Annotated in this window: 26 protein-coding genes; 17 read left to right on the top strand and 9 right to left on the bottom strand. The window is 52.9% G+C overall.

The annotated features are described in order from the left end of the window. Positions 1 to 45 precede the first annotated feature (45 nt). The 4 genes from hpf to C8N40_RS15940 all read right to left on the bottom strand — a co-directional run bounded on the left by hpf (position 46) and on the right by C8N40_RS15940 (position 2,810). Complete coding sequence (gene hpf / locus C8N40_RS15955; protein ID WP_092102526.1) at positions 46 to 348, bottom strand: ribosome hibernation-promoting factor, HPF/YfiA family; 303 nt, start codon at positions 346 to 348, stop codon at positions 46 to 48. A 28-nt stretch (positions 349 to 376) separates the two neighbouring features. After that, positions 377 to 1,255, bottom strand: coding sequence for a tyrosine-type recombinase/integrase (locus C8N40_RS15950; protein WP_108212811.1), 879 nt, complete (start codon positions 1,253 to 1,255; stop codon positions 377 to 379). A 71-nt stretch (positions 1,256 to 1,326) separates the two neighbouring features. Further along, positions 1,327 to 1,521, bottom strand: a complete 195-nt coding sequence (gene rpsU, locus C8N40_RS15945) for a 30S ribosomal protein S21 (protein WP_092102520.1) — start codon at positions 1,519 to 1,521, stop codon at positions 1,327 to 1,329. 149 nt (positions 1,522 to 1,670) lie between these two features. Further along, entirely contained in the window at positions 1,671 to 2,810 is a 1,140-nt protein-coding gene (locus C8N40_RS15940) for an acyl-CoA dehydrogenase (protein WP_108212810.1), read from the bottom strand. Positions 2,811 to 3,060: 250 nt separating this feature from the next. Between C8N40_RS15940 and C8N40_RS15935 the strand changes: the two genes are divergently transcribed. The 13 genes from C8N40_RS15935 to uvrB all read left to right on the top strand — a co-directional run bounded on the left by C8N40_RS15935 (position 3,061) and on the right by uvrB (position 17,731). Beyond that, entirely contained in the window at positions 3,061 to 3,810 is a 750-nt protein-coding gene (locus tag C8N40_RS15935; RefSeq protein WP_108212914.1) for a tyrosine-protein phosphatase, read from the top strand. A 40-nt stretch (positions 3,811 to 3,850) separates the two neighbouring features. Continuing rightward, positions 3,851 to 4,843 carry an NAD-dependent epimerase/dehydratase family protein gene (locus tag C8N40_RS15930; RefSeq protein ID WP_108212809.1) on the top strand — a complete coding sequence of 331 codons (993 nt, stop codon included), beginning with the start codon at positions 3,851 to 3,853 and terminating at the stop codon, positions 4,841 to 4,843. Positions 4,844 to 4,908: 65 nt separating this feature from the next. Beyond that, the gene (locus C8N40_RS15925) at positions 4,909 to 6,306 is read left to right on the top strand and encodes a tetratricopeptide repeat protein (protein WP_108212808.1); all 1,398 of its coding nucleotides are present in this window, start codon (positions 4,909 to 4,911) and stop codon (positions 6,304 to 6,306) included. A 6-nt stretch (positions 6,307 to 6,312) separates the two neighbouring features. Beyond that, positions 6,313 to 7,095 (top strand): phosphosulfolactate synthase, encoded by a 783-nt coding sequence (locus C8N40_RS15920; RefSeq protein WP_108212807.1) that lies wholly within the window; start codon positions 6,313 to 6,315, stop codon positions 7,093 to 7,095. A gap of 94 nt (positions 7,096 to 7,189) precedes the next feature. Continuing rightward, positions 7,190 to 8,134 carry a polyprenyl-phosphate transporter gene (locus C8N40_RS15915; RefSeq protein WP_211318126.1) on the top strand — a complete coding sequence of 315 codons (945 nt, stop codon included), beginning with the start codon at positions 7,190 to 7,192 and terminating at the stop codon, positions 8,132 to 8,134. Between the two features lie 8 nt (positions 8,135 to 8,142). Beyond that, positions 8,143 to 8,877 carry a shikimate dehydrogenase family protein gene (locus tag C8N40_RS15910; protein WP_108212806.1) on the top strand — a complete coding sequence of 245 codons (735 nt, stop codon included), beginning with the start codon at positions 8,143 to 8,145 and terminating at the stop codon, positions 8,875 to 8,877. A 103-nt stretch (positions 8,878 to 8,980) separates the two neighbouring features. Further along, entirely contained in the window at positions 8,981 to 9,373 is a 393-nt protein-coding gene (locus C8N40_RS15905) for a YkvA family protein (protein ID WP_170114124.1), read from the top strand. A 356-nt stretch (positions 9,374 to 9,729) separates the two neighbouring features. Continuing rightward, the gene (locus C8N40_RS15900; protein WP_108212804.1) at positions 9,730 to 10,308 is read left to right on the top strand and encodes an RNA polymerase sigma factor; all 579 of its coding nucleotides are present in this window, start codon (positions 9,730 to 9,732) and stop codon (positions 10,306 to 10,308) included. Further along, complete coding sequence (locus C8N40_RS15895) at positions 10,292 to 11,950, top strand: outer membrane beta-barrel protein (protein WP_108212803.1); 1,659 nt, start codon at positions 10,292 to 10,294, stop codon at positions 11,948 to 11,950. The genes C8N40_RS15900 and C8N40_RS15895 overlap by 17 nt, the downstream gene beginning before the upstream one ends. A 233-nt stretch (positions 11,951 to 12,183) precedes the next feature. Next, positions 12,184 to 12,594 carry a hypothetical protein gene (locus C8N40_RS15890; RefSeq protein ID WP_108212802.1) on the top strand — a complete coding sequence of 137 codons (411 nt, stop codon included), beginning with the start codon at positions 12,184 to 12,186 and terminating at the stop codon, positions 12,592 to 12,594. Positions 12,595 to 12,940: 346 nt separating this feature from the next. Continuing rightward, complete coding sequence (locus tag C8N40_RS15885; protein WP_170114122.1) at positions 12,941 to 14,341, top strand: DUF4270 family protein; 1,401 nt, start codon at positions 12,941 to 12,943, stop codon at positions 14,339 to 14,341. A gap of 9 nt (positions 14,342 to 14,350) precedes the next feature. Continuing rightward, positions 14,351 to 15,358, top strand: coding sequence for a Kelch repeat-containing protein (locus C8N40_RS15880; protein WP_108212800.1), 1,008 nt, complete (start codon positions 14,351 to 14,353; stop codon positions 15,356 to 15,358). Between the two features lie 345 nt (positions 15,359 to 15,703). Then, entirely contained in the window at positions 15,704 to 17,731 is a 2,028-nt protein-coding gene (gene uvrB, locus C8N40_RS15875; protein WP_108212799.1) for an excinuclease ABC subunit UvrB, read from the top strand. Positions 17,732 to 18,277: 546 nt separating this feature from the next. Here uvrB and C8N40_RS15870 read toward each other — a convergent pair. After that, positions 18,278 to 18,835 carry a fasciclin domain-containing protein gene (locus C8N40_RS15870; protein ID WP_108212798.1) on the bottom strand — a complete coding sequence of 186 codons (558 nt, stop codon included), beginning with the start codon at positions 18,833 to 18,835 and terminating at the stop codon, positions 18,278 to 18,280. Between the two features lie 370 nt (positions 18,836 to 19,205). Between C8N40_RS15870 and C8N40_RS22985 the strand changes: the two genes are divergently transcribed. Both C8N40_RS22985 and C8N40_RS15860 read left to right on the top strand, forming a co-directional pair. Continuing rightward, positions 19,206 to 19,631, top strand: coding sequence for a hypothetical protein (locus C8N40_RS22985; protein ID WP_108212797.1), 426 nt, complete (start codon positions 19,206 to 19,208; stop codon positions 19,629 to 19,631). A 79-nt stretch (positions 19,632 to 19,710) separates the two neighbouring features. Next, a complete protein-coding gene (locus C8N40_RS15860) occupies positions 19,711 to 20,076 on the top strand; it encodes a hypothetical protein (RefSeq protein WP_108212796.1) in 366 nt (121 codons plus the stop codon). A gap of 234 nt (positions 20,077 to 20,310) precedes the next feature. On the opposite strand, the gene C8N40_RS15855 is transcribed toward C8N40_RS15860, so the two are convergent. Continuing rightward, entirely contained in the window at positions 20,311 to 22,518 is a 2,208-nt protein-coding gene (locus C8N40_RS15855; RefSeq protein ID WP_108212795.1) for a B12-binding domain-containing radical SAM protein, read from the bottom strand. A gap of 271 nt (positions 22,519 to 22,789) precedes the next feature. On the opposite strand from C8N40_RS15855, the gene C8N40_RS15850 reads away from it, so the two are divergent. Beyond that, positions 22,790 to 23,113, top strand: coding sequence for a hypothetical protein (locus C8N40_RS15850; protein ID WP_211318125.1), 324 nt, complete (start codon positions 22,790 to 22,792; stop codon positions 23,111 to 23,113). 124 nt (positions 23,114 to 23,237) lie between these two features. On the opposite strand, the gene C8N40_RS15845 is transcribed toward C8N40_RS15850, so the two are convergent. After that, complete coding sequence (locus C8N40_RS15845; protein WP_108212793.1) at positions 23,238 to 23,462, bottom strand: DUF2798 domain-containing protein; 225 nt, start codon at positions 23,460 to 23,462, stop codon at positions 23,238 to 23,240. A gap of 53 nt (positions 23,463 to 23,515) precedes the next feature. Next, complete coding sequence (locus tag C8N40_RS22725; protein WP_170114121.1) at positions 23,516 to 23,686, bottom strand: hypothetical protein; 171 nt, start codon at positions 23,684 to 23,686, stop codon at positions 23,516 to 23,518. A 155-nt stretch (positions 23,687 to 23,841) separates the two neighbouring features. On the opposite strand from C8N40_RS22725, the gene C8N40_RS15840 reads away from it, so the two are divergent. Further along, positions 23,842 to 24,129: a hypothetical protein gene (locus C8N40_RS15840; RefSeq protein WP_146173582.1), complete on the top strand. Its 288-nt coding sequence runs from the start codon at positions 23,842 to 23,844 to the stop codon at positions 24,127 to 24,129. A gap of 85 nt (positions 24,130 to 24,214) precedes the next feature. Here C8N40_RS15840 and C8N40_RS15835 read toward each other — a convergent pair whose 3' ends face one another. Continuing rightward, a complete protein-coding gene (locus C8N40_RS15835) occupies positions 24,215 to 25,324 on the bottom strand; it encodes a DUF5074 domain-containing protein (protein WP_108212791.1) in 1,110 nt (369 codons plus the stop codon). Between the last annotated feature and the right edge of the window lie 10 nt (positions 25,325 to 25,334).

Below are 25,334 nucleotides of genomic sequence, written 5' to 3'. Positions count from 1 at the left end.
CTGTAGCAGGCCCCGCTTTTTTATACTTTCCAGAAAGTATAAGTCTTAGTGGTGGGCCATTTGTTTTTGCTTAAAGCGCTTTAGCTGGCGTCGCATCGCCTCAACGGCAGCGTCGGCGGCAGCTTCAAACGAGGGGGCGTCCTCCTGCGAGAATAGAGTAGAGCCTGGCACAAACAACTTGATCTCTACGGTCTTGTTGTCCACGCCATCCTTGTTGTTATGTTTAAGAAACACTTCGCCTTCCACAATGCGATCATAGAATGTTTCGAGTTTGTTCACTTTCTGCTGTACAAAGTCAGTAAGTTGTTTGTCTGCCTCGAAGTGGATGGAATGCATCTGTAGCTTCATATGCTTTACAATTAAAAAGTTAAACTTATTATGCTTTTGGGTGAGCCTTCTCAAAAATAGATTTGAGTTGCTCGATGGAATTGTGCGTGTAAACCTGGGTAGCAGCCAGGCTGGCATGGCCAAGCAGATCTTTGATCGCGTTAAGATCGGCTCCCTTATTGAGCAAGTGAGTGGCGAATGAGTGTCGCAGCACATGCGGGCTATTGTGTTCGGATGTGGTAATCAAGCTGATATATTTTTTTACGACACGATACACAAACTTCGGGTAAAGAGGCCGTGCTTTATTGGTAACGAGCAATTTTACCGAATTGTTATCACCTAAAAAATGCTTTTTCTCAGTTTTGTAGGCATCTAGCGCCAATAAGAGCGAGTCGTTCAGGGGCACGATGCGCTCCTTGTTACCCTTGCCCAGCACACGTACTGTTTTAGCACTTAGGTTTATGTCAGGGGGCTCGATGTTGATAAGCTCGGCGAGGCGTATGCCGGTGCCATACAGAAACTCCAGGATCAGCCTGTCGCGCTGCCCCTCGAAGGTATCCTCAAATGTAAAGCTGTCGAGTAAATTGTTGAATGGCTCCTCCTGCACAAAGGCGGGTAGCCGCTTACTGGCCTTGGGCGCCTTGATACGCAGCATGGGGTTTACCTTGATGCGTTCCTGCGCCAGCAAAAATTTGTAGTAGGAGCGGAGGCAGGCGATCTTCCGGTTGATAGAACGTGGCTTGATGTTGTTCTGCACCAGTGTCAGTATCCAGGAGCGGATAATGGTGTGATCGGCCTCAGCGGCATCGGAGATCTGGTATACCTCTTTCAGGTAACCGGCAAACTGCCCCAGATCGGTATGATAAGAGGTAAGGGTATGCGGGCTATACCGCTTCTCGTACTGTAAATACTTGAAAAACAAATCCATACTTTAGTATACCTGGTCAAATAACCCAGGTATACTAAAGTATGGAAAAATAGTATATCTTGTTAGAGATACTAGTAGTTTTCGTTAGCAAACATCTGCTGCTTGTACACAGCTCTTTCTTTCTGCTTTCTTTTGGTAACAGAAGGCTTCTCGAAATACGCTCTTGAGCGCAGTTCTTTCAAAACACCAGTTCTCTCAAATTTCTTCTTGAATCTCTTCAGAGCACGGTCTACAGACTCGTTATCTTTTACGTTTACAATAATCATATTTTTCCTCGCTTCTCTTTGGATTTAGGGACGCAAATTTAAACAATATTATACTTAAGTCAATGCAAGCGCTAAATATTTATTAGCCAGCCATGTTTTATTTCCCAAAAGTGGCGCAAAAAGCTAAACCGGTCTTTTGTGCCACTTCTTTATTTGAGTATGGCTCTGGAAATAACAAGCTTCTGTATCTCGCTGGTTCCCTCGCCGATGGTGCATAGCTTGGCATCGCGGTAGTACTTCTCGGCGGGGTAATCTTTCGTGAAGCCGTAGCCGCCGAATATCTGTACCGCCTCGTTTGCCACGCGTACCGCCACTTCTGAGGCAAAAAGCTTCGCCATTGCCGATTCCTTGTTCACATTCAGCCCCCGGTTCTTCATATCGGCAGCCTGGTAGGTAAGCAGCGAGGCTGCCTCTACCTCTGTGGCCATGTCGGCTAATTTGAAGGCTATCCCCTGAAAGCTGGAGATGGGTTTGTTAAACTGATGGCGCTCTTTGGAGTAGGCCAAGGCTGCCTCCAGGGCACCCTGTGCAATGCCCAGCGAAAGTGCCGCGATGGAGATGCGGCCACCATCCAGCACTTTCATGGCCTGCACGAAGCCATCGCCAACCTCGCCCAGGATCTGGTCTTTATGCACACGGCAGTCCTGGAAGATAAGCTCCGTGGTTTCGGAGGCACGCATGCCTAGTTTGTCCTCCTTGCGACCTGCGCTGAAGCCCGGTGTACCCTTTTCGATAACGAAGGCGGTCATGCCATGTGAGTCGCCAACTTCGCCGGTGCGCACAATTACCACGGCCACATTGCCTGATTTGCCATGCGTGATAAAATTCTTGGCTCCGTTGATAACCCAATGATCGCCATCCTGTACGGCCACGGTACGCATGTTACCGGCATCGGAGCCGGTGTTGGGTTCTGTCAGGCCCCAGGCCCCGATCCACTCGCCCGTGGCCAGCTTGGGCAGGTATTTCCTTTTCTGCTCCTCGTTGCCGAACGCCAGGATGTGGCCGGTGCACAGGGAGTTATGCGCTGCCATCGAAAGGCCGATGGAACCGTCGATTTTGGACAGCTCTGCGATGGCCGTCACGTACTCCAGGTAGCCGAAGCCCGAGCCGCCGTACTCGGTCGGCACGAGCACGCCCATCAGCCCCAGCTCGCCCAGCTGCCGGAACAGCGCCACCGGGAATTCCTGGGTCTCGTCCCACTCACGCATCTTGGGTTTGATGTGCCTGGCGCCAAAGTCGCGAACCATGTCCGCAATCATGCGCTGGTTTTCAGTTGTTTTTAATTCCATGTAATAGTTTTGGGTTGAAAGTAGTTAAGGTGATATGTGTCGGAAGTATAACGGGATAAGAATATCCGATGTTTACAAAACTATATAATTGCACCCAAAGCACCAATCACCTATATAGATTTAAACGTATGTAAAAGAGGCACCTGTGTGATGGCCGCTTTATTTTGACAGTGAATTTTATTTCTGTTATTTTGAAGTTTGTTTGCCGTTCTGCACCCACAGCAGGGCCGTAGGCGCCAACGTTGGTAAGATGATACAGTTTATAAAGAACCTGTTTGGAGGAAGTGAGCCTGTGCTGGGTGTATCGCTTGGCGAGCTCGGCGCGGACATGCATTCGCATATACTTCCGGGTATAGACGATGGTTCTGATAGCCTGGAGCAGTCGCTGGAGCTGGTGCGGGGCATGAAGGAGCTGGGCTACCGTAAGCTGATCATGACGCCGCACATCATGAGCGACTTCTACAAGAACACGCCTGAGATCATCCGCGAGAAGCTGCAGCTGCTGCGGCAGGCCGTGGAGGAGGCTGGAATTGAGATAGAGCTGGACTGTGCGGCAGAGTATTACCTGGACGAGGGCCTGCTGGACAAGCTGGACAACGACGAGGAGTTGCTCACATTTGGTAAAAACTACCTGCTGTTCGAGACGTCTTTCCTGAATGAGCCCCTGAACCTGCGGGAAACTATCTTTAAGATGCGCTCCAAAGGGTACCAGCCCGTGCTGGCGCACCCGGAGCGTTATACCTATTTCTATGGCAAGTTCGAGGAGCTGGTGGCGTTGCGGGAGCTTGGGGTGCTGTTTCAGCCCAACCTCAACTCGCTGGCAGGCTATTACTCTCCCGGCGCCAGGGATGTAGCGGAGCGTCTGATAGAGCAAGGGTATGTAGACTTCCTGGGCACCGACACGCACGGGCTGAAGCATATAGCTACCCTGCATAAGGTGCTAAGTTCAAAATACCTCGTAAAGGCCCTGGCCTTGCCGCTTCGCAACAGGCAACTATAATTATCATCTTGTTTTATACTTTATACTTCCACATCAACATATGGTATTCGTAACGGGCGGCAGTGGCCTCATCGGCAGTTTTCTGATACCGGAGCTTTTGCGACGGGGCCACCAGGTAAAGGCGCTTTACCGTGGCACGGTGCCGGCCGTGGCCGGGGCAGACCAGGTGCAGTGGGTGGAGGGCGACATTCTGGACCCTGCCCTGTTGCGGGCCGAGCTGGTGGATGTAAAGTATGTGTTCCATAGTGCCGGGCTGGTGTCGTACGCGCCGCAGGACGAGGAGCTGCTGAAACAGGTGAACATAGAGGGTACCGCCAACATCGTGGATGCGTGCCTGGAGGCCGGAAGTATAAAGCTGTGCCACGTAAGCTCCATTGCTGCCATCGGACGGCCCAAAGAAAAGGAGAACCTGACAGAGAAGGCCAAGTGGGATCCGGCTGAGAGGACATCGGCCTATGCCAGCTCCAAGTACTTCGGGGAGCTGGAAGTATGGCGCGGTGTGGCAGAAGGCCTGGATGCCGTTATCGTGAACCCATCCATCATACTTGGCCCGGCCGATTGGAGCCGCAGCAGCACCCAGCTGTTCCGGTATGTCTACCGGGAGCGCCCCTTTTATACCGCGGGGGAAGCGAATTTTGTGGATGTGCGGGATGTGGTGGAGGCCATGCTGCAGCTAACCTTCTCGGGTATCTCCGGAGAAAGGTTTATCTTAAACTCAGAGCGGCTAAGCTATAAGGCATTTTTTGAGATGGTGGCGCGTTGCTTCAGCAAGAAAGCCCCCGGTGTGAAAGTGCCCGGCCCGCTGGCGGAGGTGGTATGGCGGCTGGAGCACGCCCGTGCCTGGCTAACCGGCAGCCGGCCCCTTATTACGAAGGACACGGCAAGGGTGTCGCGTAAAACCCATTTCTTCAACAGCGATAAAATCCAGAAGGCAATCGGGCTTCAGTTCAGGCCCGTGTCAAAGTCGGTGAGCTGGGTGTGCCATGAGCTACAGGGGATGATGGCCAAAGGTGCACTGCAGGCGGCCAAATAAACTATTTGCAGTGTTAATATGTAGTAAGAAAAAAGCTGCCCAGAGCAGCTGGTTGGATACTGGAGATGAAAGAAGACTTTGACGAACACAGCGAGGAGCTAGAGCTCATACAGCGTTACGAGCGCACGCTCAGTGGCAATGAGACGGCGTTTTTCGACCTCACTGATTTTGAGTATATTATAGATCACTACACGGCGAACTTTGAGTATAAGAAGGCCCTGGCTGCCTGCGATGCTGCTTTAACGCAGTATCCCTTCTCGATGGATCTGCAGATAGACAAGGCGCAACTGCTGGCCATGTCCGGCAGCTTTAACGAGGCCCTGGAGCTAATCAACAAAGTGGCGGAGGTGGATCCGGAGAACGCCGACGTGCAATTGACCCGGGGCATTATCTATACCCAGCGTGGCGAGTTTCGCGATGCCATCGATTACTTTAAAAAGGCCCTGGCCTATGCCGATGACCGTGATGACATATACTTCAACATAGCGCTTGCCTACCAAACCTGGGGGAAACTGGCGTCGGCTGTGAAGTACTATAAAAAATGCATCGAGCTGAACCTGGAGAACGAGGCGGCCATGCAGGAGATACTTTATTGCTTGGACGTGACCAACACCGTGAGTGAGAATGTGCCGTTCTTCCAGAAGTTCGTCGACGACGACCCGTACTCGTACGTGGCCTGGTTTAACCTGGGCAACGTGTACAACAAGATGGGCGCCTACGATAAGGCCATAGGTGCCTACGATTACGCCACCATCATCCGCCCCGACTTTATTACGGCCTACAACAACATGGCCAACGCCCTGGTGTTTACGGGCGAGTATAGCAAGGCGATTGATGCTTTTAATGCCATGATAGAGCACGGCAAGCCAAACGCGGAGATCTACTGCAATATAGGCGAGTGCTACGAAAAGCTGCGGCAGTGGGACCTCTCCCGGCGCTATTACCAGAAGTCGGTGGACCTGGACCCGGAAATGGACGAGGCCTGGTTTGGCATCGGCGTGATCCTGGATGCGCAGGGCAAATGGTACGAGGCCATTCACTTTTTTAAGAAGGCTGTGGACCTCTACGACGACAGCGCCGACTATTGGGTGGCCCTGGCTGGCGCGGAGTACCATGTGGGCCATGTGGTGTCGGCGCTGGAGAGCTATGAGCGCGCTGCCGAGATTCGCCCGGATGACAAGAATATCTACCTGAACTGGTCGGTTATACTTTACGAGCAAGGTAATTTTGAAGAGGCCACGGACATTATTCTGAACGCCATAGAGCTGCAACCCCGTGAGGCAGAGCTGTATTACAGGGCCTGCGCCTACATGCTTTCTGCAGGAAAATACCGCGAGGCATACAATTATCTGGAAAATGCATTAATTTTGGACTTCGACAAGCACAAGCTGCTGTTCGAGTTCTTCCCCGAGCTGGAGTCGCAGCGTGCATTGGCCCGATTAATTGATCAGTACCGCAAATAGAATCAGATGAATTACACCCTTAAAAGCATTCCGGAGCGCGAGGCAAAGCCGCGTGAGCGTGGTTTTACCATGGCCATGGACAAAGGCCTGAGCATACGGGAAGTAGAGGACTTCCTGGAGGTAGCCGGAGAGTATGTTGATATTGTGAAGCTGGGCTGGGCCACGTCCTACGTGACGCCTAACCTTAAAAGGAAGCTGGAAGTGTACAGGGCTGCCGGTATCCCCACATACTTTGGAGGTACCTTGTTTGAGGCCTTTATTGCCCGCAACCAGTTCGACGATTACCGCCGGGTGCTGGACAAGTATGAGATGACCTTTGCCGAGGTGTCGGACGGCTCGCTGGAAATGCCGCATGAGGCAAAGTGCGAGTATATCGCCAAGCTGGCAGAGCAGGTAACGGTGCTGTCGGAGGTGGGCTCCAAGGATGCCGAGAAAATCATCCCGCCCTATATGTGGATCAGGCTGATGAAGGCCGAGCTGGAGGCAGGCGCCTGGAAAGTGATTGGCGAGGCCCGCGAGGGAGGTAACGTTGGCTTGTTCCGTTCCACCGGTGAGGTGCGCAGCGGTCTGGTAGAGGAAATCCTGACGCAGGTGCCTTTCGAGAAAATCCTGTGGGAAGCCCCGCAGAAGGCGCAGCAAGTATGGTTCATCAAGCTGCTGGGAGCGAACGTAAACCTGGGCAACATCGCCCCAAGCGAGGTTATTCCGCTGGAGACCATCCGCCTGGGCCTGCGTGGCGATACCTTCGACCATTTCCTGAACATGGAAAACAACGGTCTGCAGATTTAAAGTATAAGTATGAAAGTATAAATTGCCCGTCGGTGTGGCCGTGCGGGCAATTTCTTTTTAAGGGAGGCTACACCAACGTATAGCTTTAGCACATATGAAAAGAAGATCGCTGAAAGAGTATTTGCTGCTGTTCTCGAAGGGCGTGGGCATGGGCGCCGCCGACGTCGTGCCGGGCGTTTCGGGAGGTACCATTGCCTTTATCACCGGTATCTACGAGGAGCTGCTGGGCTCCATCCGCTCCGTTAATGGCGAGGCGCTGAGGCTCCTGCTGCGCTTCAACATCAGCGGGTTCTGGAAACACATCAACGGCAACTTCCTGGTAGTGCTGCTGGCGGGCATTGGCCTGTCTATTGTTTCGCTCTCCAGGCTGATTTTATACTTGCTGGAGTATCACTCGGAAATGCTGTGGGCCTTTTTCTTCGGGCTGATTGTGGCCTCTGCCGTGGTGGTGGCCAAAAAGATCACCCGCTGGACCCTGGGGGTGGTGCTGGCTGGTTTGCTGGGGGTTGCCTTGGCTTACTACATTACGGTAGCCACGCCCGCACAAACCCCCGATGCCTACTGGTTTGTGTTCCTTTCGGGAGCCATCGCCATTTGCGCCATGATCCTGCCCGGCATCTCCGGGAGCTTTATCCTGGTGCTGCTGGCCAAGTATGAGTTTATCATGCTGGCGCTCAAAGAGCTCCGGATAAGCGTTATACTTACTTTCGGCCTGGGGTGTATTACCGGTATCCTGCTCTTCTCGCATGTGCTTAACTGGATGCTGAAGAACTACCACAACGTAACCGTGGCGCTGCTGACGGGCTTTATGATCGGCTCCCTGAACAAAGTATGGCCCTGGAAACAGACCATGGAGACGTACACCGACCGCCACGGCGAGTTAAAACCGCTGGTGCAGGAAAATGTGCTGCCAGGCACTTACGAGGCCCTGACCGGTCATGAGCCATACTTGCTCTACGGCGTGCTGCTGGCCATCTTCGGCTTCCTGTTCGTGTACCTCATCGACCATTACACAGACAATAACACGACTAAAGTATAAACCCTGCTATGCGAAAGTTCGGTCTCATCGGTAAAAAGCTTGGCCACTCGTTTTCCAAGAAATATTTTACAGAGAAGTTTCTGCGAGAGGGCGTGACGGATGCCGTCTATGAACTGTACGAGCTGCCCTCAGCGGAGGAACTGCCGCAGCTGCTTCTGCAGGAGCCCGAACTGGTGGGCCTGAACGTAACGGTGCCCTACAAAGAGCAGGTGATCCCGCTGTTGGATGAGCTCGACGAAGCTGCCGCCAAAATCGGGGCGGTGAACACCATTAAGATAAGCGGGGGCCGTACTAAAGGCTACAACACCGACTATATCGGCTTCCGGGACTCGCTGGAGGCATTTTACCCGGAGCAGGAGCGGGGGCAGGCGCTGGTGCTGGGCACGGGCGGGGCTGCCAAAGCCGTGTGGGCCGCACTGGATGCGCTGCAGATTCCTTACAAGCGCGTCTCCAGGCAAGCAGGGGAGGATCAGCTAAGCTATGCCCAGCTTACCTCGGAGCTGATCCAAAAGTATAACCTCATCATCAACACCACGCCGCTGGGCATGTACCCGCAGGTGCTGGAGGCGCCGGAGCTGCCCTACGAAAGTATAACGAGCCGACATTACTTCTACGACCTGGTGTATAACCCGGAGCAGACCCTGTTTTTGCAGCATGCTGCCGGCAAGGGTGCCAAGGTGCTCAACGGGCTGCCCATGCTGCACCTGCAGGCTGAAGCTGCCTGGAGTATTTGGAATTTATAATATTTTGTTATACAATTACTGGGCACGTAATAAAAGCCTCTTGCACTGCAACTTTACCCTGTGTTAGATGCGTTTAAGTAGGGAAGCACCTAAACCCTACTGCATGACGCATTTATACACCCTTAAACAAAAAGCACACCTATTCCATACTGAGATTTACGCGTTGTACCTGGCGTACCGCGATGCGCGCGTGAAGTGGTATGTAAGAGTGCTCCTGGCTTTATCGCTGGTATATGCAGTAAGCCCGCTGGATTTGCTGCCCGACCTTACACCGGTTTTTGGTTACCTGGATGACGTGGTCATCGTAGCAGTGGGACTGACCGCTTCGTACAGGTTGCTGCCCGATAAAGTGCGGGACGAAGCGAGGCTGAACGCCATAGAGGACATGAATGAATCTGTGTTGGCGCTAAGAGCCATCAGTTATACCTGGATTTTATTGTTGACGATAATTGCCATACTTTGCTACAAGCTGCTTTATATTAAAATGCCTTACTAAGACACCAAAGATCTTTTGAGCGAGGTTTAAGATGATTTACAACACTACAAAAGCTTGCTGCGAAAGAAGAGAGCCTCCCTCCCCGGGAGGCTTTACTTTTATAGGTGCCTATACTTTTCACGCCCCTTGCTAAAGTATAAATCTGCCTGCTGGGTGCCGGATGGTATTTTGTTTGGTAAAATCTGGTATAAACACAGCGGGCGCTGCTGATGCTCCTACAGGATTTTCCTATCTTTAGATCCGGAAAGCAGGTCTCTGTCAGGGGCTTGCCTGCCCCTGAAAAATATTTTAACCTGCTTGCAACCATACCCGCGCGGCAGGAATCATAGAGAAAAGGAAACGTAAGCAAGGCGCGCTTGAAGCTTTTTACAAAACCAAAGTCGGACGAGGATAAACTCATAGAGGGGTGCATCGCGGGCAAGCGCGACATGCAGCGTCTGCTCTATGACCTATACTCAAAGAAGATGATGGCTGTCTGCCTGCGCTACGCCCCCACCACCTTTGAAGCTGAGGATATCATGCAGGACGCCTTTGTGAAGGTGTTCAACCATATTGCCAGCTTTAAAAAGGATTGCCCGCTTGAGTTCTGGATCCGCCGCATCGTGATAAACACCGCCCTGAAGCACCTGCGCAGCAAGCAGTTGCTCACGGTGTCGCATGAAGCGGAGGAAGTGGCCAACATAAGCTCTGAAGACGTAAGCCTGAGCGGCTACACGATGAGCGAACTGATGGGCATGATCCAGAGCCTGGCTCCCCGCTACCGCATGGTGTTTAACCTGTACGCCATTGAGGGCTACAACCATAAGGAGATAGGCGAGCTGCTGGGCATTTCAGAGGGAACTTCTAAGTCACAATACTCACGAGCCAGGGCCATACTACAGGGTATGCTGCTGCGCCAGGAGCAAAAAGTTAAGGAACATGTCATCAGCAACTAACCATAAGCGAGGAAACTTTGAGGAAGAGTTTCGCCGTCGCCTGCAGGACGCTGAGGCCTCTCCGTCTGCAGACCTATGGGCGCGCATAGACCATAGCCTGACGGTACAGGAAAACGGACAATACAAGCGAGGGATGTTGTTTTACAGGCAGCTGGCCGCTGCCTGTATTACCCTGCTGCTTGTGGCGGGCGGGTTTGCCGCCTACTACTTCGGCGGGCAGCCTGAAAGTCCGTTAGCCGGAGCACAGCCTCAGATGCAGGGCATCGCCGCTGTTGCGCCAGAGCAGAAGGCAGCAGCAGAAGCCGTGGCCCCGGACGAAGCTATTGCCTCCGCCATGCAGGCAGCTGTAAGGCCGCAGGAGGAGCAGCCACGTCAGAAAGCACCGTCGCAGTCAATCGCCTCCGCTGCCCCTGTGGCAGAAGCAGCTGCGACAGAGGCTGAAAGTATGGCCAAGGCAGAAACAACAGCGCCGGGCGCCTGGTACAGTACACGGGCAGGCAAGTATACCGCTGCAAGCCAGCACAACGGAAACAGGCAAAGTATAAACCTGAGCCGCGCCATAAGTTCTGGAAGTATAAACGCCTCTTTTCTTGACAGATCAAACTCTGCTGCCGGCCTTATGTCTTCAGGTAGAAATCAGGGCTTCGCGGAGGCTGTACCAAATCCGGTTGATGATTTTAGAGCCTTGAACGAGGCTGTGATCAGCCGCATGAAGCAAATCCGGAAAGAGCAGGAATCCGTGCTGCAAACTTACAAATCGGATAACAAAGCGCTGGCAGCTGTCGGGGTTTCTGAACCGGAGCAGGGCGCGAGCGCCGGAGGAAGGTGGTCGCTGGGTATGGCTTATGCCCCGAGCTACTTCGAGCAGAACATCAGTTCCCCTGCCCAGACAATGGGGCCGGTAACCAGCTTTGCATCCCTTGCGCCTTCTACGGCTATGGAGCAGTCTTCACGGCTGATGGATGAGGCTCGCGAGGAGCATGACCAGGAAATGGAGCCGGGCTTCTCATTCGGTGTGGAAGTGAAGGCAGGTATGAGAGTCGGGAAGAAATGGAAGCTGCTGGGCGGCTTGGGCTTTATGCAAAGTACAGCCCGCTCCAAGTCGAGCTACGTGATGCAGCAGTTCTGGCGCAACCCGGGCTCAAGACAGGGGAAAGCTGCGGCGGAGAGCACCGTTTTTGTGCCCACCCTCAGCAGCAACTACGCCTCTGACTCGCTCAGCCTGGCTAAAACCGACGAGTTCAATGTCACTTACCGTTACCGTCACCTCACTGTGCCTGTTGGGGCACAATACGAGGGCAATCTGGGCAAGGACTGGTTCTGGTACGCCGGAGGAGGCGTGGCGGCCAATATCCTGCTGCAAACATCTGTGCTAGCTTCCTCGGCGGAGGTAAAAGACATTGACTACGGCCTGAACGATGAGAACTCCCCGTTCCGGAAACTGCAATGGTCCGGCAATGCGACAGCCGGTGTGGGTAAGCGCCTCTCCAATAACCTGTCCGTGGCCATCGGTCCGGAGTACAGGGCCTACTTCGATACGCTGCTCACGGGTTCAGACAAAGCCCAGGCACCGCAAGGCAAGCCGTACACCATAGGCATCAACATGGCGCTAAACTACGAGCTGGGCGCTGGCCGCAGGTAAGTATATTTTTCTTCGCAAGCCTGCAACGCTCGGCCCCGTTTACGGGTCATCATATTGTAGAAGGATAAAAGCCGCCGCTTATGAAGCCACTGCTGGACATACTGGAATTACTTCTGTTTGCGGCTCAAGAGAACCTGTACGGGTGGTACCTGCTGCTGGTGCTTCTAATCCTGGCTATACTTTAAAAATCAGTGCCATTTTCTGAGCTATGAATCAGTGCTGCCTCCGGCAAAGTGGCAGCTAAGTACCCATCGTCCCTGCGTATCAACATGAAAACCATCGGCTGCATCATCTTACTTTACCTCTGCCTTGCGCTGCTGGTATCGGGCTGCAACAAAGCAGCGCCGGTGCCGGCTTGCACCATGGCAGAGGTGGTGGCCCAGGACTGCGCTCCCGGCTGGTATATCCTGAAGCTGGAGGATGACACCGAGGACGTGGCCACCAGGGCCGGGAGCTATGTAGGGCAGCTGCATGGCGGCTATGTTACGACCAGCAACCTGCCTGAGCAGTACAGGCAGCCCGGCCAGAAGGTGAGCCTGCGCCTGGAGCTGAACGGCTCCGACGGCCCACGCTGCACTGCCAATGCGATGCTGTACCCACCTGTGCGGGTGGCAGGTGTTTGCGGCGAGCCCGGGGCCAGTTAATAATGTGAAGTGAATAAGTGTAATGTGATCGATTAAATAAGGTGAAAAAATCAGAAGGCCTGCTTGGCGGGCCTTTTGTTTACCCCGCAGGTTGCGGTTCCGCTGCGGCTGGCGAACGCTGCATTACGGCACAATAATCTGCTGTGTTTGCAGTTTACAGGAGGTAATATCTTTCTGATGAAGAAAAATTTAGTGTTATATTTGAAGCTGAATTAATTGTAGCCCCGTGGCTATGGTTTCAAAAGGAATCTTTACACGATGTTTCTCTTCAAGGCCAGGTGAGGCAAGCACAAAAAAGGCCGCCTCTGCTCAGTTGAGGAAAACCTGTTTTCAAGGTCATTTTCATATGCAATTCCCTACAAAAAAATCCCTTTTCAGGAAAAAGTTTAACCACCTGCTTTACTGCCTGGGCGCTGTGCTGTTGCTGGCCTCTTGCGAGGACCCGAACGAGCTGGGCCTGGAACTGGTTGAGGATAACGTGTCTGGTACCTTCGTGGACACGCTTACCCTAAACCTGACGACTGTAAAAGCAGACTCTATTGCTACCTCCGGCAGAGGGAGCATGCTTGTGGGGCAGTATACTACCCCGCAAACCGGTACCCTGCGCGCCTCCACCTACTTTCAGGTTGGCCCATCGGCGCTGCCAACCCTAAACGCAGAGGCAGCTTTTGATTCCATAAAGCTGCACTTGCCCACTTCGGGCTATTACTACGGCGACACCACGCAGAGTCTGACGCTTAGCATACATGAGCTTACCTCCGCGCTAACGGCACGCGCTCTTCCGCCCACTGTGCCGCAGGAGGAGCCAAATTCATACTTCTACCAGAACGCTGCCCTTTACAATACCACCAAAGCAACCCTGCAGCCAGAGCCGCTGGCTACGTATACGTTCGCACCAAGGCCTGTTAGGAAGGATACTCTGATCATCGACCTGAGCGATGATCTGGGCAAAAGGTGGTTCGACCTGCACAAGGCCGGCGACGAGAAGATAAAGGATGTCACTAATTTTGTGGCCTACTTCAAAGGGCTGGCTATTACGTCTACTGCCGGTAACGCTGTGATTGGCTTCCCTACTTCGGGCGCCATTGTGCGGCTATACTTTTCTGAGCCTTCCGCCTCGGGGGGCGCCAGAACGGTAAAAACGATGGACTTCCCGCTGGCCAACGCGCCGCTGCAGTACAACCGGTATGAGGGAGACTATACAGGTACCCCGCTGGAGGGGCTTCAGAATGCTAAGGAACTGCCAGCAAGCCAGGCCGGCGAAATCGCCGTGGCTCAGAGCGGAACGGGGCTCTTTATCCGGATAGACATTCCGCACCTGGATAAGCTGCGTGAGATTGTGCGTCCGGAGCTCATCAACAAGGCTACGCTGGTTGTGGAGCCTTTCAGAGGCGCTTCCACCACTTATCCGTTCCCAGTACCGGCCTCGATGGGGCTGTACCAAACAGCCGGAAACAATGTGCAGTACTCGCCGCTCCCTATGGAGTATCCAGATCCGAGAAGCCCGCAGTTGCTGACCTCCAACTTTATCAAATCCAGCGAAACCGCTACCGATGGCCGTTACGAGTTCTCTATTACAGAGTACCTGATCAGCAGGCTGAAAGATGGAAGAGAACTGAATAAGCCGCTGTACCTGGCCCCAACGGCCGCTGAGGTGCAGGGTGGCGTGAGCCGTCTGGTGGTGGGTGCTCCGAGCCCTGCTCTTAAAAATGTACGCCTCCGCATCTACTATACTACTATCCAATAACCTACAACTATGAAAAAACAGTTTAAATCCACCCGCCTGTTTATGCTGATGGCCCTGCTGCTATCGGTGGGCCTGCTATCCTCCTGCGATACGGAAACCAAAGACGATGCCCCGGCGCCGGGCAACTGGCAAAAGCAATCGGACTTTGCCGGTGTGGCCCGTAACAGCGCTGTCTCTTTTACCATCGATGGCAAAGTATACGTGGGCACCGGCTACGACGGCACCAAGCGCCTGAAAGACTTCTGGATGTATGATCCTGCCATGAACAACTGGGTGAGGCTCCCTGATTTTCCGGGGGACGCGCGTAGTGCCGCTGTTGCTTTCTCTGCGGCTGGCAAAGGCTACGTGGGCACCGGCTACGACGGCGTGAACTACCTGAAGGACTTTTACGAGTATGACCCGGTTGCCCTGACATGGACACAAATAGCGGATTTCCCGGCCACCGGCCGCTACGGTGCCGTTGCCCTGTCGTTTGAGAACGCGGGCTATGTGGGCGCAGGCTTTGATGGCAATTACCAGAAAGACTTCTGGAAGTATGATCCTGCCACCAGCACCTGGGTGGAGCAGATTGGCCTGATAGGGGCGAAGCGATTGAACGGTTTTGCTTTCACGGTAAACGGCAAGGGCTACATTGGCGGAGGCCAGAACAACAGCTTGTTTCAGACCGACCTGATGGAGTTTGACCCTGCCACCGGCCAGTGGAAATCCCTGAAAGGGCTGACCAGCGACGACCGTCCGAACCAGACCTTCCCGAGCGGGCGTACGTATGCGGCCACCTTCAGCATCCATAACTTTGGCTATGTAGTGGGCGGCAACAACGGTGCCCCGCTGAATGATGTATGGAAGTATGACCCCGCGGCAGATCAGTGGACCAGGCTGGGCGACTTTAAGGCAGGTATCCGCATGGGAGCCATTGGCTTTGGTGTAGGCGAATATGGCTACATCGGCCTTGGCAACAGTGGCGCCACCCGTTTCGACGATCTGTGGAGGCTTAACCCAACTACAGCCAACGAGTAACGAGCAAAAAAATTATACTTTCAGGCAGCCCGGAAGAGATTTCGGGCTGCCTTTTTTATGGGAACTCGTAACCTAAACCGCTCACTGGAAGTTATGTATGGTAAAGGGTATACTTTAAAGCCTGGCTATACTTTGTGTGGATGGCGTGGAGCTTGAAAACCCTTTCCGGAGAAGAATTTTCTGTAATTTTAGTACACTAAGCCTGTTGTTCTGCAACAGGCTTTTTTCGTGGCCAAAGTGTGGCGTAACACGCTGTGCCATGGCAAGTATAAATTGGCAAGAGGGTAAACTTACAGTATAGTTTACATGTTATAGTTTATCTTTACTAATCCGTAAAATCAACAAATGGATTTTAAACTGACATCTGAGTTTCAGCCGACAGGCGACCAGCCCAAGGCCATCGCTCAACTTACAGAAGGTATAAACAAAGGTGAGCCTGTACAGGTATTGCTGGGAGCCACGGGCACGGGCAAAACCTTTACCATGGCCAATGTGATTGCCAACACCGGCAAGCCCACGCTGGTGCTGTGCCACAACAAAACCCTGGCCGCGCAGCTGTACGGCGAGTTTAAGCAGTTCTTTCCGGATAACGCTGTCGAATACTTCATCTCCTACTACGACTACTACCAGCCGGAGGCTTATATCGCCTCCTCGGATGTGTTTATCGAGAAAGACCTGCAAATTAACGAGGAGATTGAAAAGCTGCGCCTGCATACTACCTCGGCTTTGCTTTCGGGTCGCCGCGATATTGTGGTGGTGGCGTCGGTGTCGTGCATTTATGGTATCGGTAACCCCGAGGAGTTTGGCAAGAACGTGATTTACCTGGCGCCGGGGCAACGCTATAGCCGCAATAACCTGCTTTATACGTTTGTGCAGATTCTTTACAGCCGCACCGAGGCTGAGTTCACACGTGGAACATTTCGGGTGAAAGGCGACACGGTGGACATCTTTCCGGCCTACGCGGATTTTGCCTACCGCTTATACTTCTTCGGCGACGAGCTGGAGGCCATTCATCGCATCGATCCGGTCTCAGGTAAGAAGCTCTCGGACGAGAAAGCGGTTACGCTGTACCCGGCTAACCTTTTCGTGACCGGCAAGGACACGCTGCACCAGGCTATCAAAGAGATCCAGTTCGACATGGTGGCCCAGCACGACTATTTCCTGAAGGAGGATCGCCCGGTAGAGGCCAAGCGCATCAAAGAGCGCACCGAGTTCGACCTGGAGATGATCCGGGAGCTGGGCTACTGCTCCGGCATTGAGAACTACTCCCGCTACTTCGACCGCCGTGCTCCAGGCGCCCGCCCGTTCTGTCTGCTTGATTATTTCCCGGACGATTTCCTGATGGTGATAGACGAGAGCCACGTAACCGTGCCGCAGGTGCGCGCCATGTGGGGCGGCGACCGCTCGCGCAAGGTGGCACTGGTAGAGTATGGCTTCCGCTTGCCGGCGGCCATGGACAACCGCCCGCTCACCTTCAACGAGTTTGAGAGCCTGATGCACCAGGTGGTGTTTGTGAGCGCCACGCCTGGCGACTATGAGATACAGAAATCCGAAGGTGTGATTGTAGAGCAGATCATCCGCCCAACCGGCCTGCTGGACCCAGAGATAGAGGTGCGTCCGAGCACAAACCAGGTAGACGACCTGCTCGATGAAATTGACGAGCGCGTAAAAGAAGGTGCCCGCGTGCTGGTGACCACGCTTACCAAGCGCATGTCCGAAGAGCTAACCAAGTACCTGGAGCGACTCAATATTAAAGTGAAATACCTGCACTCTGAGGTAAAGGCCCTGGATCGGGTGGAGATCCTGCGCGAGCTGCGCCTGGGCGAGATTGACGTGCTGGTGGGTGTAAACCTGCTGCGCGAGGGCCTGGACTTGCCGGAGGTAAGCTTGGTGGCTATACTTGATGCCGACAAGGAAGGCTTCCTGCGCGACCAGCGCTCCCTGATACAGACCATGGGCCGTGCCGCCCGAAACGAAAAGGGCAAGGTTATCATGTACGCCGACCGTATCACGGGCTCTATGCAACGTGCGATGGACGAGACCAACCGTCGCCGTGCCACGCAGATGGCGTACAACGAGGAGCATGGCATCACGCCGCGCACGGTGCTGAAGTCGAAGGACGAAATCTTTGAACAGACCTCGGTGGCTGACATGCGCAAGAAAGAGGTGAAGATGTACGCTGGGCCGGAGGAAGTATCGATTGCGGCAGAACCTGTGATACAGATGATGGGCCGCGAAGAACTCGAGAAACTCATCAAGAAAACCGAGAAGCAGATGGAGGCCGCCGCCAAAGACCTGGACTTCCTGCAGGCTGCCAAGTATCGGGACGAGCTGGCCGAACTGCGCAAACTGCTCAAGACCAGACGGGACTAGGGGAGTTTAGGAGTTAGAGAGTTTAGGAATTTAGGAGTTGTAGAGACGCAATACTTTGCGTCTTTATAGTTAGAAAGTATAAAACCTAAGTTGTGACTAACTCACCCTAACTCCTCCAAGGAGGGGAATGATATTACACTTGCAGGAATTCCCCTCTTGGGAGGGGCGGGGGTGGGTTTATACTTTAACACGAAAGTCATAAAAACCCAGCCTGAATTATAAAAACAGAAAAGCACCTGCGGCCTAGGCTGTAGGTGCTTTTCATGTATATAGAGCAGGGTTAGGTACGGTGGGTAATCTGGTGTTCCTGCCCCTGCAATGTGGGGACGCAGGGGCAGGGCCAGGTTTTCATCATAGTTTTATTTGGTAGTAGTAGGTAGTAGTCTGAAAGCTGGCAGCTTTTCTGCCGGCTTCCGATAATATGATTCCGGATTTGCCGGCAAGGTTGCATGGGCATGAAAATATTTTCATAAAAAACAGGGGCGTCCCCGCCATACTTGCAAGTATGGCGGGGATGCCCCTGCAGGACTTAGCCTTTGATTATACTTATTGCGGCAACAGCACCTTGTCAATCACGTGGATTACGCCATTGGAGGTAGGGATAGAGGCTACAATGTTAGCCCCGTTCACGGTCACCTTGCCATCTTTCACGCCCATCGTAACGCGGCCGCCGTTTACCTGGCCCAGGCTCTGGCCATCCACAAAGCTGTCAGCATTCAGCACGCCCACATACACGTGGTACTGCAGGATGTTGCGAAGGTCGCTGCGTTTCTCAGGCTTCAGCAAACCTTCTACCGTACCGGCAGGCAGCTGCGCAAAGGCCTCGTTGGTGGGGGCAAACACTGTAAACGGACCGGCATTGGTGAGTACGTCTACCAGTTCGGCCTTTTGCACGGCTGTCACCAGCGTGGTATGGTCGGGGGAGGAGGCGGCTACCTGCACCACGTTCTTCTGCGATTCGTCGTCCTGCACGGCCGACTGGCCTGCGGTGGCCGGCGCCTCGTGGTGCACTTCGTTGGTGGTAGCCTGCTGCTCCGACGAATTACAAGCGGCCAGCATAGCGCCTGCGGCTAAGACCACGGCCATGGGTAAGATTCTTTTCATATACTTCAATTTTGGATGTGTTGTGTCTTACAATATTGCTACACAAACACTTAAGGAAATATGATTTTGGTTACCTGCAGAGATGACTTTGGTTAGGTTTTTTTAGGATAGCGGCAAGGTCTAGAGCATACTAGTTTTCCAAATATGTCAAAGGATGCCAGAGTCATCCGGGAAGTGAAGCTGCTGTAGGTGCCCTGTTAATATATGTGCGCGGGCTAGTGAAGCCATTTTAGAAGTATAAATTGTTGGGGATGGTACCAACAATAGCAGGGAATTTATATATTATAATTCTTATAGCTTGGCTATAGCTTCTTTATGTGAACGCATAGTACTTTATACTTTAACCCGGCATATTTAGGTCCTTCAGAAGATGTCAATCAGAGAAGCCTTCTTTTATTTGTATTACAGGCTCTATAGGTATTATACTTCAGATTTGTTTTGGGTAGCTAACCGGGGAGCGCACTGGAGAGCCAGTTTTTCTATCAAAGTCCTTCAAATCTGGCTGCTTTTATCGCTTATAGTTTACTATAAAGTATATACCAAGTATGATTTAATCCCCAACCAGCTGCTAGCTCCTGCTCTATGTATTGTAGTCTTTTTATTAACCGGGCTAAACTACTATATCCTGGAGCATAAAAGGCCATGGAAAAAATATTTCAGGGAGTTTGACAAATGGCCTAAGCATAAAAACAGAATAGGTGCAGTGCTTGTGTTCTTGCTTGTATTACTGATTCTAGGCAACATGATATTCTCCTTCTATCTGATGAGCAACATTGACTGGGCGCAGTACCGGTAAGAATGAGTTTGCCTGGCGAGGAAGTTTTGGCTATGTCTTGCTCACTTAATGCATAAGCTGTTTGCTACTTTTGAGAATCATGAACCTAGAAACCATTTTCAAACTGTCCTTAGTGATTCTGGCGATTGCTATTGTCAACTATTTCGATGTTGAAAAAGGGCCTATGCAAACCATTTTCTTGTCTCTTTTTCCAGCTTATCTGATGGGCAGATATTTATACTTAAGACGGATAATCAAGCAGAATAGCCAAGACATCTTTGTCCTGAAAAAAAATGATTGGATCCTGGCCATGATGACCTGGGCGGTGCTTGCTGTAATGGCTCTGAATAACCTGAGCGGAATTCACCTTATCGCGAATATGCTCCTTCTTGCTGGCGTAATGGCGCTAGTTGCAGTCAACGAGTCGACGGATGTATACCTTATAAAATCAGCAAGTAATAACTAACCTTAAGACCTCAAAGAGAATAGAATGGGACGCTATTTCAGAAATAGAAATATCTCCCAGTGTATTAGTAGTTCATGCAAGGAAAATAGAGATGCGTTACTGATTGAAGGCAGCAAGCTAAAATCAAAGAGCCTTGCCTAAGTGGCAGAAGCTATAGAAAGGTTGAGGGAAAACAGGAACTGTTCAAGCAATTAAGCAAGGCCTGGTCTTGTTATTAACTCCAGTATACTTTCCCTACAGCAACAACAGCCCCTTCTCCCGCAAATCAAACCAGCTCGGCGAGCTGAGGAACTCAGCGAAGCTCAGGTGTGCCTCGGCCGGAAAGCTTGCCTCCAGTTGCTTCAGTGTTACGGCCTCCGGGCTATCCGGCGTTGCTTTCTGCAGCACCTCGAACAGCCACTGGCCAATAGTAGCGGTGGTCTTCACTTCAAAATCCTCGCCTTTCTCGAAGAAGGTGAGCAGGCAGCGCTCAATCGTCTGGCCTTTCTTGGCGATCATGGTAAAATCGATGGCCGGCGTGTTGCCTAGCCAGAGTACGCGCGCGTTGGGGCGGGTGCTGTCGGGGCGGTGCGGGGCGGAGATGGCTTCGGCAATGAGGTTCGGGCTCTCAGTCGTGCGCGGCACTTTAAAATCAAACCAGAACGAAAGCGGCTCCTCCAGGCCAATGCCGTGCATGTAGTTATAGAGCGCCTTACTCAGTCCCTCGCCAAACATGCTGTGGTCGGTGCCTTTCGGGTCGTCGTGCCAGAGGTCGTTGTTGGCAAAATTGCCTTCTGGCGGACCAACCTTTACCACGCCATACTTCTCGGGGTGCTTACCAATGGGGCTGTGCGCCGTCATGCTGAAGCGATGCCAGTAACCGGACTGAATCACGCCGGTTTCGAACAGCTGCCGTACCACCTCCAGCGAGTCAATGGTTTCCTGGGCCGTCTGCGTCGGGAAGCCATACATGAGGTAGGCATGCACCATGATGCCGGCTTGCGTAAAGCTATCGGTTACGCGGGCCACCTGCTCTATACTGACGCCCTTCGCCATGAGCTGCAGCAAGCGGTCAGAAGCCACCTCCAAGCCACCCGACACGGCAATACAACCCGAGGCGGCCAGCAGGCGGCACAGGTCAGGCGTAAAGGTCTTCTCGAAGCGGATGTTCCCCCACCAGCTGATTTTCACGCCACGGCGGATAAGCTCGATAGCCATGTCGCGGAGCGGGGCAGGCGGCGCGGCCTCGTCTACAAAATGGAAGCCGGTTTGCCCGGTCTGAGCGATGATTTGTTCGATGCGGTCCACCAGCAAGGTGGCAGGTGCCACATCGTAGCGGTTGATATAGTCCAGGGTCACGTCGCAGAAGGAGCAGCGTTTCCAGTAGCAGCCGTGCGCGATGGTGAGCTTGTTCCAGCGGCCGTCGCTCCAGAGGCGGTGCATAGGGTTTATCACGTCAATCACCGACAAGTAGTCCTGCAGAGGCAAATCGCTGTAGTCTGGCGTGCCTACCTCGGTATGCGGAATATCGGCATCGGTGGAGCCGTTCATATACTTCACCTTGCCATCGGCAAGTATAAATGTGCGCTGCAGCTGCTCGGCTTCGCGCTGCCCCTGCAGGTGCTCCAGCAGTTTCAGCCACGGCCCCTCGCCATCGTCCAGCGTCACGAAATCGATATACTTAAACAGGCGCGGCTCACGCAGACTGCGCAGCTCGGTATTGGGGTAGCCACCGCCCATGGCTGTTTTTATACTTGGGTCCTTCTCCTTGATATACTTTGCCATACGCAGGCCACCGTACAGGTTGCCCGGGAAAGGAATCGAGAAGCCCACCACATCGGGCTGCGCGGCCTGCAGGTGCTCTTCCAGCAGCTCCAGTAACATAAGGTCCACGAGGCTTGGGGCCTCCTGCAGCGCCTCCTCCAGCGGGTCGAACGAGGTGGCCGACAAAGCCAGTTTCTCGGCGTAGCGGCTGAAGGCAAAGTATGGCGAAATAGTTTCCTTGATCAGGTCGCCGAGGTCCTCTAAGTATAAAGTGGCCAGGTAACGTGCCCTGTCGGTAATGCCCATACTTCCGAAAGCCCAGTCGATGTCCTCCACCTGGTCGAAGCGCGAGGCCTCGGGCAGAAAACGGCTGTAGCTGATTTGCTGGGCCAGCGTATGGTCCTTGTTCTGCAGAAAGCGGATGACGGGCTCGATGGTGTTCAGGTAATCGCGCTTGAGGTGCAGGATGCGCAGGCTGTTGTCGGAAAGATCGTAACCGCCCTGCTCAATAGCCTCAAAAATACGCTGAAGCCCTTTGCGGGAGAACATGCGCAGCACCAACTCGATGCCCATATCGGCCTGCACCACTTCGTAGCCACGGCCTTTTAAAAAACCTTTCAGGTAAGCGGTGGCAGGGTAGGGGGTGTTCAGTTGCGTGAGGGGCGGCGTGATGAGCAGGATGGTCGGCTTCTTCTCCAAAGTATAAACGGGCTTAAAATATAAGAGTATGGCGGCTAATCAGCCAAAACACAAAAGTATGGATAATAGCGCACACTTTCAGCGTTAACAGCGCAGGCGGGCCTTGTGGTTCACCTAAGTATAGAAAGCAGGGTAAGCAGCACATCAGTATTAATTAATCATTATATTTTAAAAATAATTTATATAATTTATTTTGTATTTAATATTCCGGCTTTTATATTTGTTCTGAGAAAAGAAATTGTTGCTGAGGGACTTATAACGCGCTGCCACTATGCCTACACCCTTCATGATGAGCACACAAAAAAGCCTGCAGATGGTACTGACGATACTGCTGTTGGTACTGGCTATACTTGCCATGAACTGGCAGGAAAGAGTAAGCCGCCAAACCCCTGTGGCAAAGCAGCAGGAAAACCCAAAGAAGGCACTGGCCGCGGCTGGCAGGTACGTCGATTGCTGTTTGTACCACGCCCTGGAGGCAGCTGAGGGAAGAGGCGCCTACACAACAGGTGGGTATGAAAGGCAGGTATTTAAGGCGGGGATGATGCAGCTGCAACTCGACTCGGCTGCACACCTGGCAGCAGGCAACTATAACTAAATTTTTGGCACCCGTACCAACTAACCCCTATACTTACCAAGCGCCTGTGCCATAGCACGGGCGCTTGTGTTTTGGAGCCGAACGGCCGCACGAAGTATAAATCTAAAAGAGGTTTTCGAACAGGCTACTTTAGCACCTTATCCACCGCCTTGCTAACTCCCGGCACAATGACCAGCACCGTTAACGAAATCATCAGAAACAGCACAAAAAAGCTGCGCAACAGCTGGAGCGGGAAGTCCGCGTTCAGGCCAAAGGCGTACAGCTCCAGCGCCGAAGCCAGCAGCAGGCTGATAAGTCCGATAAGCAGCAGCTTGCGGCGCAGGTGTGGTTTCAGGAGGGGCTTTGCCATAGTTATACTTTCTGTAGGCCCAAAGATAGACGGCAGACCAGGAGATAAAAAAATCAGGAGTGGCCTTTTTCTGCTTCCTCGTCCTCTTCATCGGATTTGTCACTCGCCGACTCAGGCTTTGGCTCGGGCGGTGGGCCCTGCTTGTCCTGTCTTACTTTCTCCACATCAGAGGAGTCGTCTTTGGTAGTTTCCCGGGGCGGGTGGTTTGGCTTTTGCTCTTGCATGGCAGGTAAAAGTGTGGTTATGTGCTCATGTACGGGCAATGCTGCCTGCCGGTGCGGTTTTCAACATTAAAATGCGCCGCAACGTACACGTTTAAGGCCGGGGCAAAGTATAAAGGCCCCTGGCAAGTATGTTTAACCGGAAAGGAATCAGGATAATGAATACACGAAAGATAAGGACTGCTTTTTTTGCGCTACTGGCGACAGCCGTAGCTACTTTTGGCTTCTCGGCCTGCGACACAGGCACCCAGCCTGGAGATACCAATGTGGAAGACAGCGAACACCACGACGAGGGAAGCATGGTGGGCAGTGACGCTAAAGACGAGAATGAAGCCGAGCGCGACAGCATGGAGCAGCACTACGAGCGCACCGAAGAAGGCTCAGCCGTGCATGCCGGCGACGGAAAAAGCGATGGCACAGACCGCGACGACGTAAATGACCAGTAGTAGTCTGTTTTAAAGTATCAAAGTATAAAGCCAGCCTGTCCCGGTAAGGGTAAGGCTGGCTTTATACTTTGTAAGCTAAGTGGTTTTAGTTAAACACGAAGCCACGAGGCCCAATCCCTACTTTAAAGTTGCTTACCGGCTTGCCATCCGGGCTGTATACATGCACCGTGCCGTCTCCGGTCCAGTTGTTATGGTCTCCGGCGTAGATATGGCCTGTCTCGGGATCTACGCCCAGGCCATGGAAACCGCTGTTGATGAACACAGTGCTGCTCAGGCCGGAGGCATTGATGTCCTGCACGAAGGTTTTGCCGTCATAGATAAAGTATAACTTATCGCCGCTTCCGTTGATAACCAGGTTCGCAGGCATGGTTCTGTTGCTGTCGAAGGTAAAAGTCTGCACCTTCTGCGTGGCTGGCGTCACCTTGCTCAGAGCCCCTGCAGTTGTCAGCGTATAGTCTATCGCTGTCCAGTCTGCATTGTAAACCACTTTGCCCGCACTCAGCACCCAGAGGTTTTGGTTGCGGTCCAGCACCAGGTCGGTTGGAGAATCAGAAACGGTGATGGTACCCTCTACCGCGTCTGTGGCTGGGTTGATTATTGTAAGGGTGTTCTCCCCGCTGTTAGCTACATACAGTTTGCCGCCGGCAAGTATAAGCTCCTCCGGCTGAATGCCCACCGGTATGCTTTTGGTTACCTTCATCGTTTTCAGGTCGATAACGGATACCTGGCCCGGCTCACCATATACAACCCACTCAGTTACATATCCTTTATCGGCATTCAGGGCTGTGAAGTAGCGGGGCTGCTTCAGGTTTTCCAGCACCGCCTCAGTTTTGAAAGTATAGGCGTTTACCACCTCCATCTTGTTGCTGTTGTTTACTGTTAGGTAAGCGCGGTCCTCCACCAGGTCCAGGTCCAGCAGCACGTCGCCCAGCGGCCTTTCTGCGTTGGCTTTGCTGAAGATGTGGTTGGCAACCGAGTGGCCGGCGCTATCGCTCATGAAGGAAACGGAGGCATTGGTATTCCTAAAGTTGCCTTCGTTCAGTATAAACACGCCCTTCTGGTCAAATGCCCCCCGCACCTCGATAGGCAGCTCCGGTTCTACATTATCCTTGTCGTCGCAGCTGGTAAAGCCAATGGAGGTAATGGCAAGCGTGGCAGCCAGGAAAAAGCTGCGGAAAAAGTTGAGTTTCTTCATTATGATTTTA

This window comes from Pontibacter mucosus, from assembly GCF_003054055.1.
Lineage (GTDB): Bacteria > Bacteroidota > Bacteroidia > Cytophagales > Hymenobacteraceae > Pontibacter > Pontibacter mucosus.
This window is presented reverse-complemented; position numbering and strand designations above follow the sequence as displayed.

What these genes read in the sequence shown, in the direction of transcription:
- hpf (WP_092102526.1), bottom strand. Translation starts at nt 348, where the DNA reads ATGAAGCTACAGATGCATTCCATCCACTTCGAGGCAGACAAACAACTT.
- C8N40_RS15950 (WP_108212811.1), bottom strand. Translation starts at nt 1,255, where the DNA reads ATGGATTTGTTTTTCAAGTATTTACAGTACGAGAAGCGGTATAGCCCG.
- rpsU (WP_092102520.1), bottom strand. Translation starts at nt 1,521, where the DNA reads ATGATTATTGTAAACGTAAAAGATAACGAGTCTGTAGACCGTGCTCTG.
- C8N40_RS15940 (WP_108212810.1), bottom strand. Translation starts at nt 2,810, where the DNA reads ATGGAATTAAAAACAACTGAAAACCAGCGCATGATTGCGGACATGGTT.
- C8N40_RS15935 (WP_108212914.1), top strand. Translation starts at nt 3,061, where the DNA reads ATGATACAGTTTATAAAGAACCTGTTTGGAGGAAGTGAGCCTGTGCTG.
- C8N40_RS15930 (WP_108212809.1), top strand. Translation starts at nt 3,851, where the DNA reads ATGGTATTCGTAACGGGCGGCAGTGGCCTCATCGGCAGTTTTCTGATA.
- C8N40_RS15925 (WP_108212808.1), top strand. Translation starts at nt 4,909, where the DNA reads ATGAAAGAAGACTTTGACGAACACAGCGAGGAGCTAGAGCTCATACAG.
- C8N40_RS15920 (WP_108212807.1), top strand. Translation starts at nt 6,313, where the DNA reads ATGAATTACACCCTTAAAAGCATTCCGGAGCGCGAGGCAAAGCCGCGT.
- C8N40_RS15915 (WP_211318126.1), top strand. Translation starts at nt 7,190, where the DNA reads ATGAAAAGAAGATCGCTGAAAGAGTATTTGCTGCTGTTCTCGAAGGGC.
- C8N40_RS15910 (WP_108212806.1), top strand. Translation starts at nt 8,143, where the DNA reads ATGCGAAAGTTCGGTCTCATCGGTAAAAAGCTTGGCCACTCGTTTTCC.
- C8N40_RS15905 (WP_170114124.1), top strand. Translation starts at nt 8,981, where the DNA reads ATGACGCATTTATACACCCTTAAACAAAAAGCACACCTATTCCATACT.
- C8N40_RS15895 (WP_108212803.1), top strand. Translation starts at nt 10,292, where the DNA reads ATGTCATCAGCAACTAACCATAAGCGAGGAAACTTTGAGGAAGAGTTT.
- C8N40_RS15885 (WP_170114122.1), top strand. Translation starts at nt 12,941, where the DNA reads ATGCAATTCCCTACAAAAAAATCCCTTTTCAGGAAAAAGTTTAACCAC.
- C8N40_RS15880 (WP_108212800.1), top strand. Translation starts at nt 14,351, where the DNA reads ATGAAAAAACAGTTTAAATCCACCCGCCTGTTTATGCTGATGGCCCTG.
- uvrB (WP_108212799.1), top strand. Translation starts at nt 15,704, where the DNA reads ATGGATTTTAAACTGACATCTGAGTTTCAGCCGACAGGCGACCAGCCC.
- C8N40_RS15870 (WP_108212798.1), bottom strand. Translation starts at nt 18,835, where the DNA reads ATGAAAAGAATCTTACCCATGGCCGTGGTCTTAGCCGCAGGCGCTATG.
- C8N40_RS22985 (WP_108212797.1), top strand. Translation starts at nt 19,206, where the DNA reads ATGTCAATCAGAGAAGCCTTCTTTTATTTGTATTACAGGCTCTATAGG.
- C8N40_RS15860 (WP_108212796.1), top strand. Translation starts at nt 19,711, where the DNA reads ATGAACCTAGAAACCATTTTCAAACTGTCCTTAGTGATTCTGGCGATT.
- C8N40_RS15850 (WP_211318125.1), top strand. Translation starts at nt 22,790, where the DNA reads ATGCCTACACCCTTCATGATGAGCACACAAAAAAGCCTGCAGATGGTA.
- C8N40_RS15845 (WP_108212793.1), bottom strand. Translation starts at nt 23,462, where the DNA reads ATGGCAAAGCCCCTCCTGAAACCACACCTGCGCCGCAAGCTGCTGCTT.
- C8N40_RS22725 (WP_170114121.1), bottom strand. Translation starts at nt 23,686, where the DNA reads ATGCAAGAGCAAAAGCCAAACCACCCGCCCCGGGAAACTACCAAAGAC.
- C8N40_RS15840 (WP_146173582.1), top strand. Translation starts at nt 23,842, where the DNA reads ATGAATACACGAAAGATAAGGACTGCTTTTTTTGCGCTACTGGCGACA.
- C8N40_RS15835 (WP_108212791.1), bottom strand. Translation starts at nt 25,324, where the DNA reads ATGAAGAAACTCAACTTTTTCCGCAGCTTTTTCCTGGCTGCCACGCTT.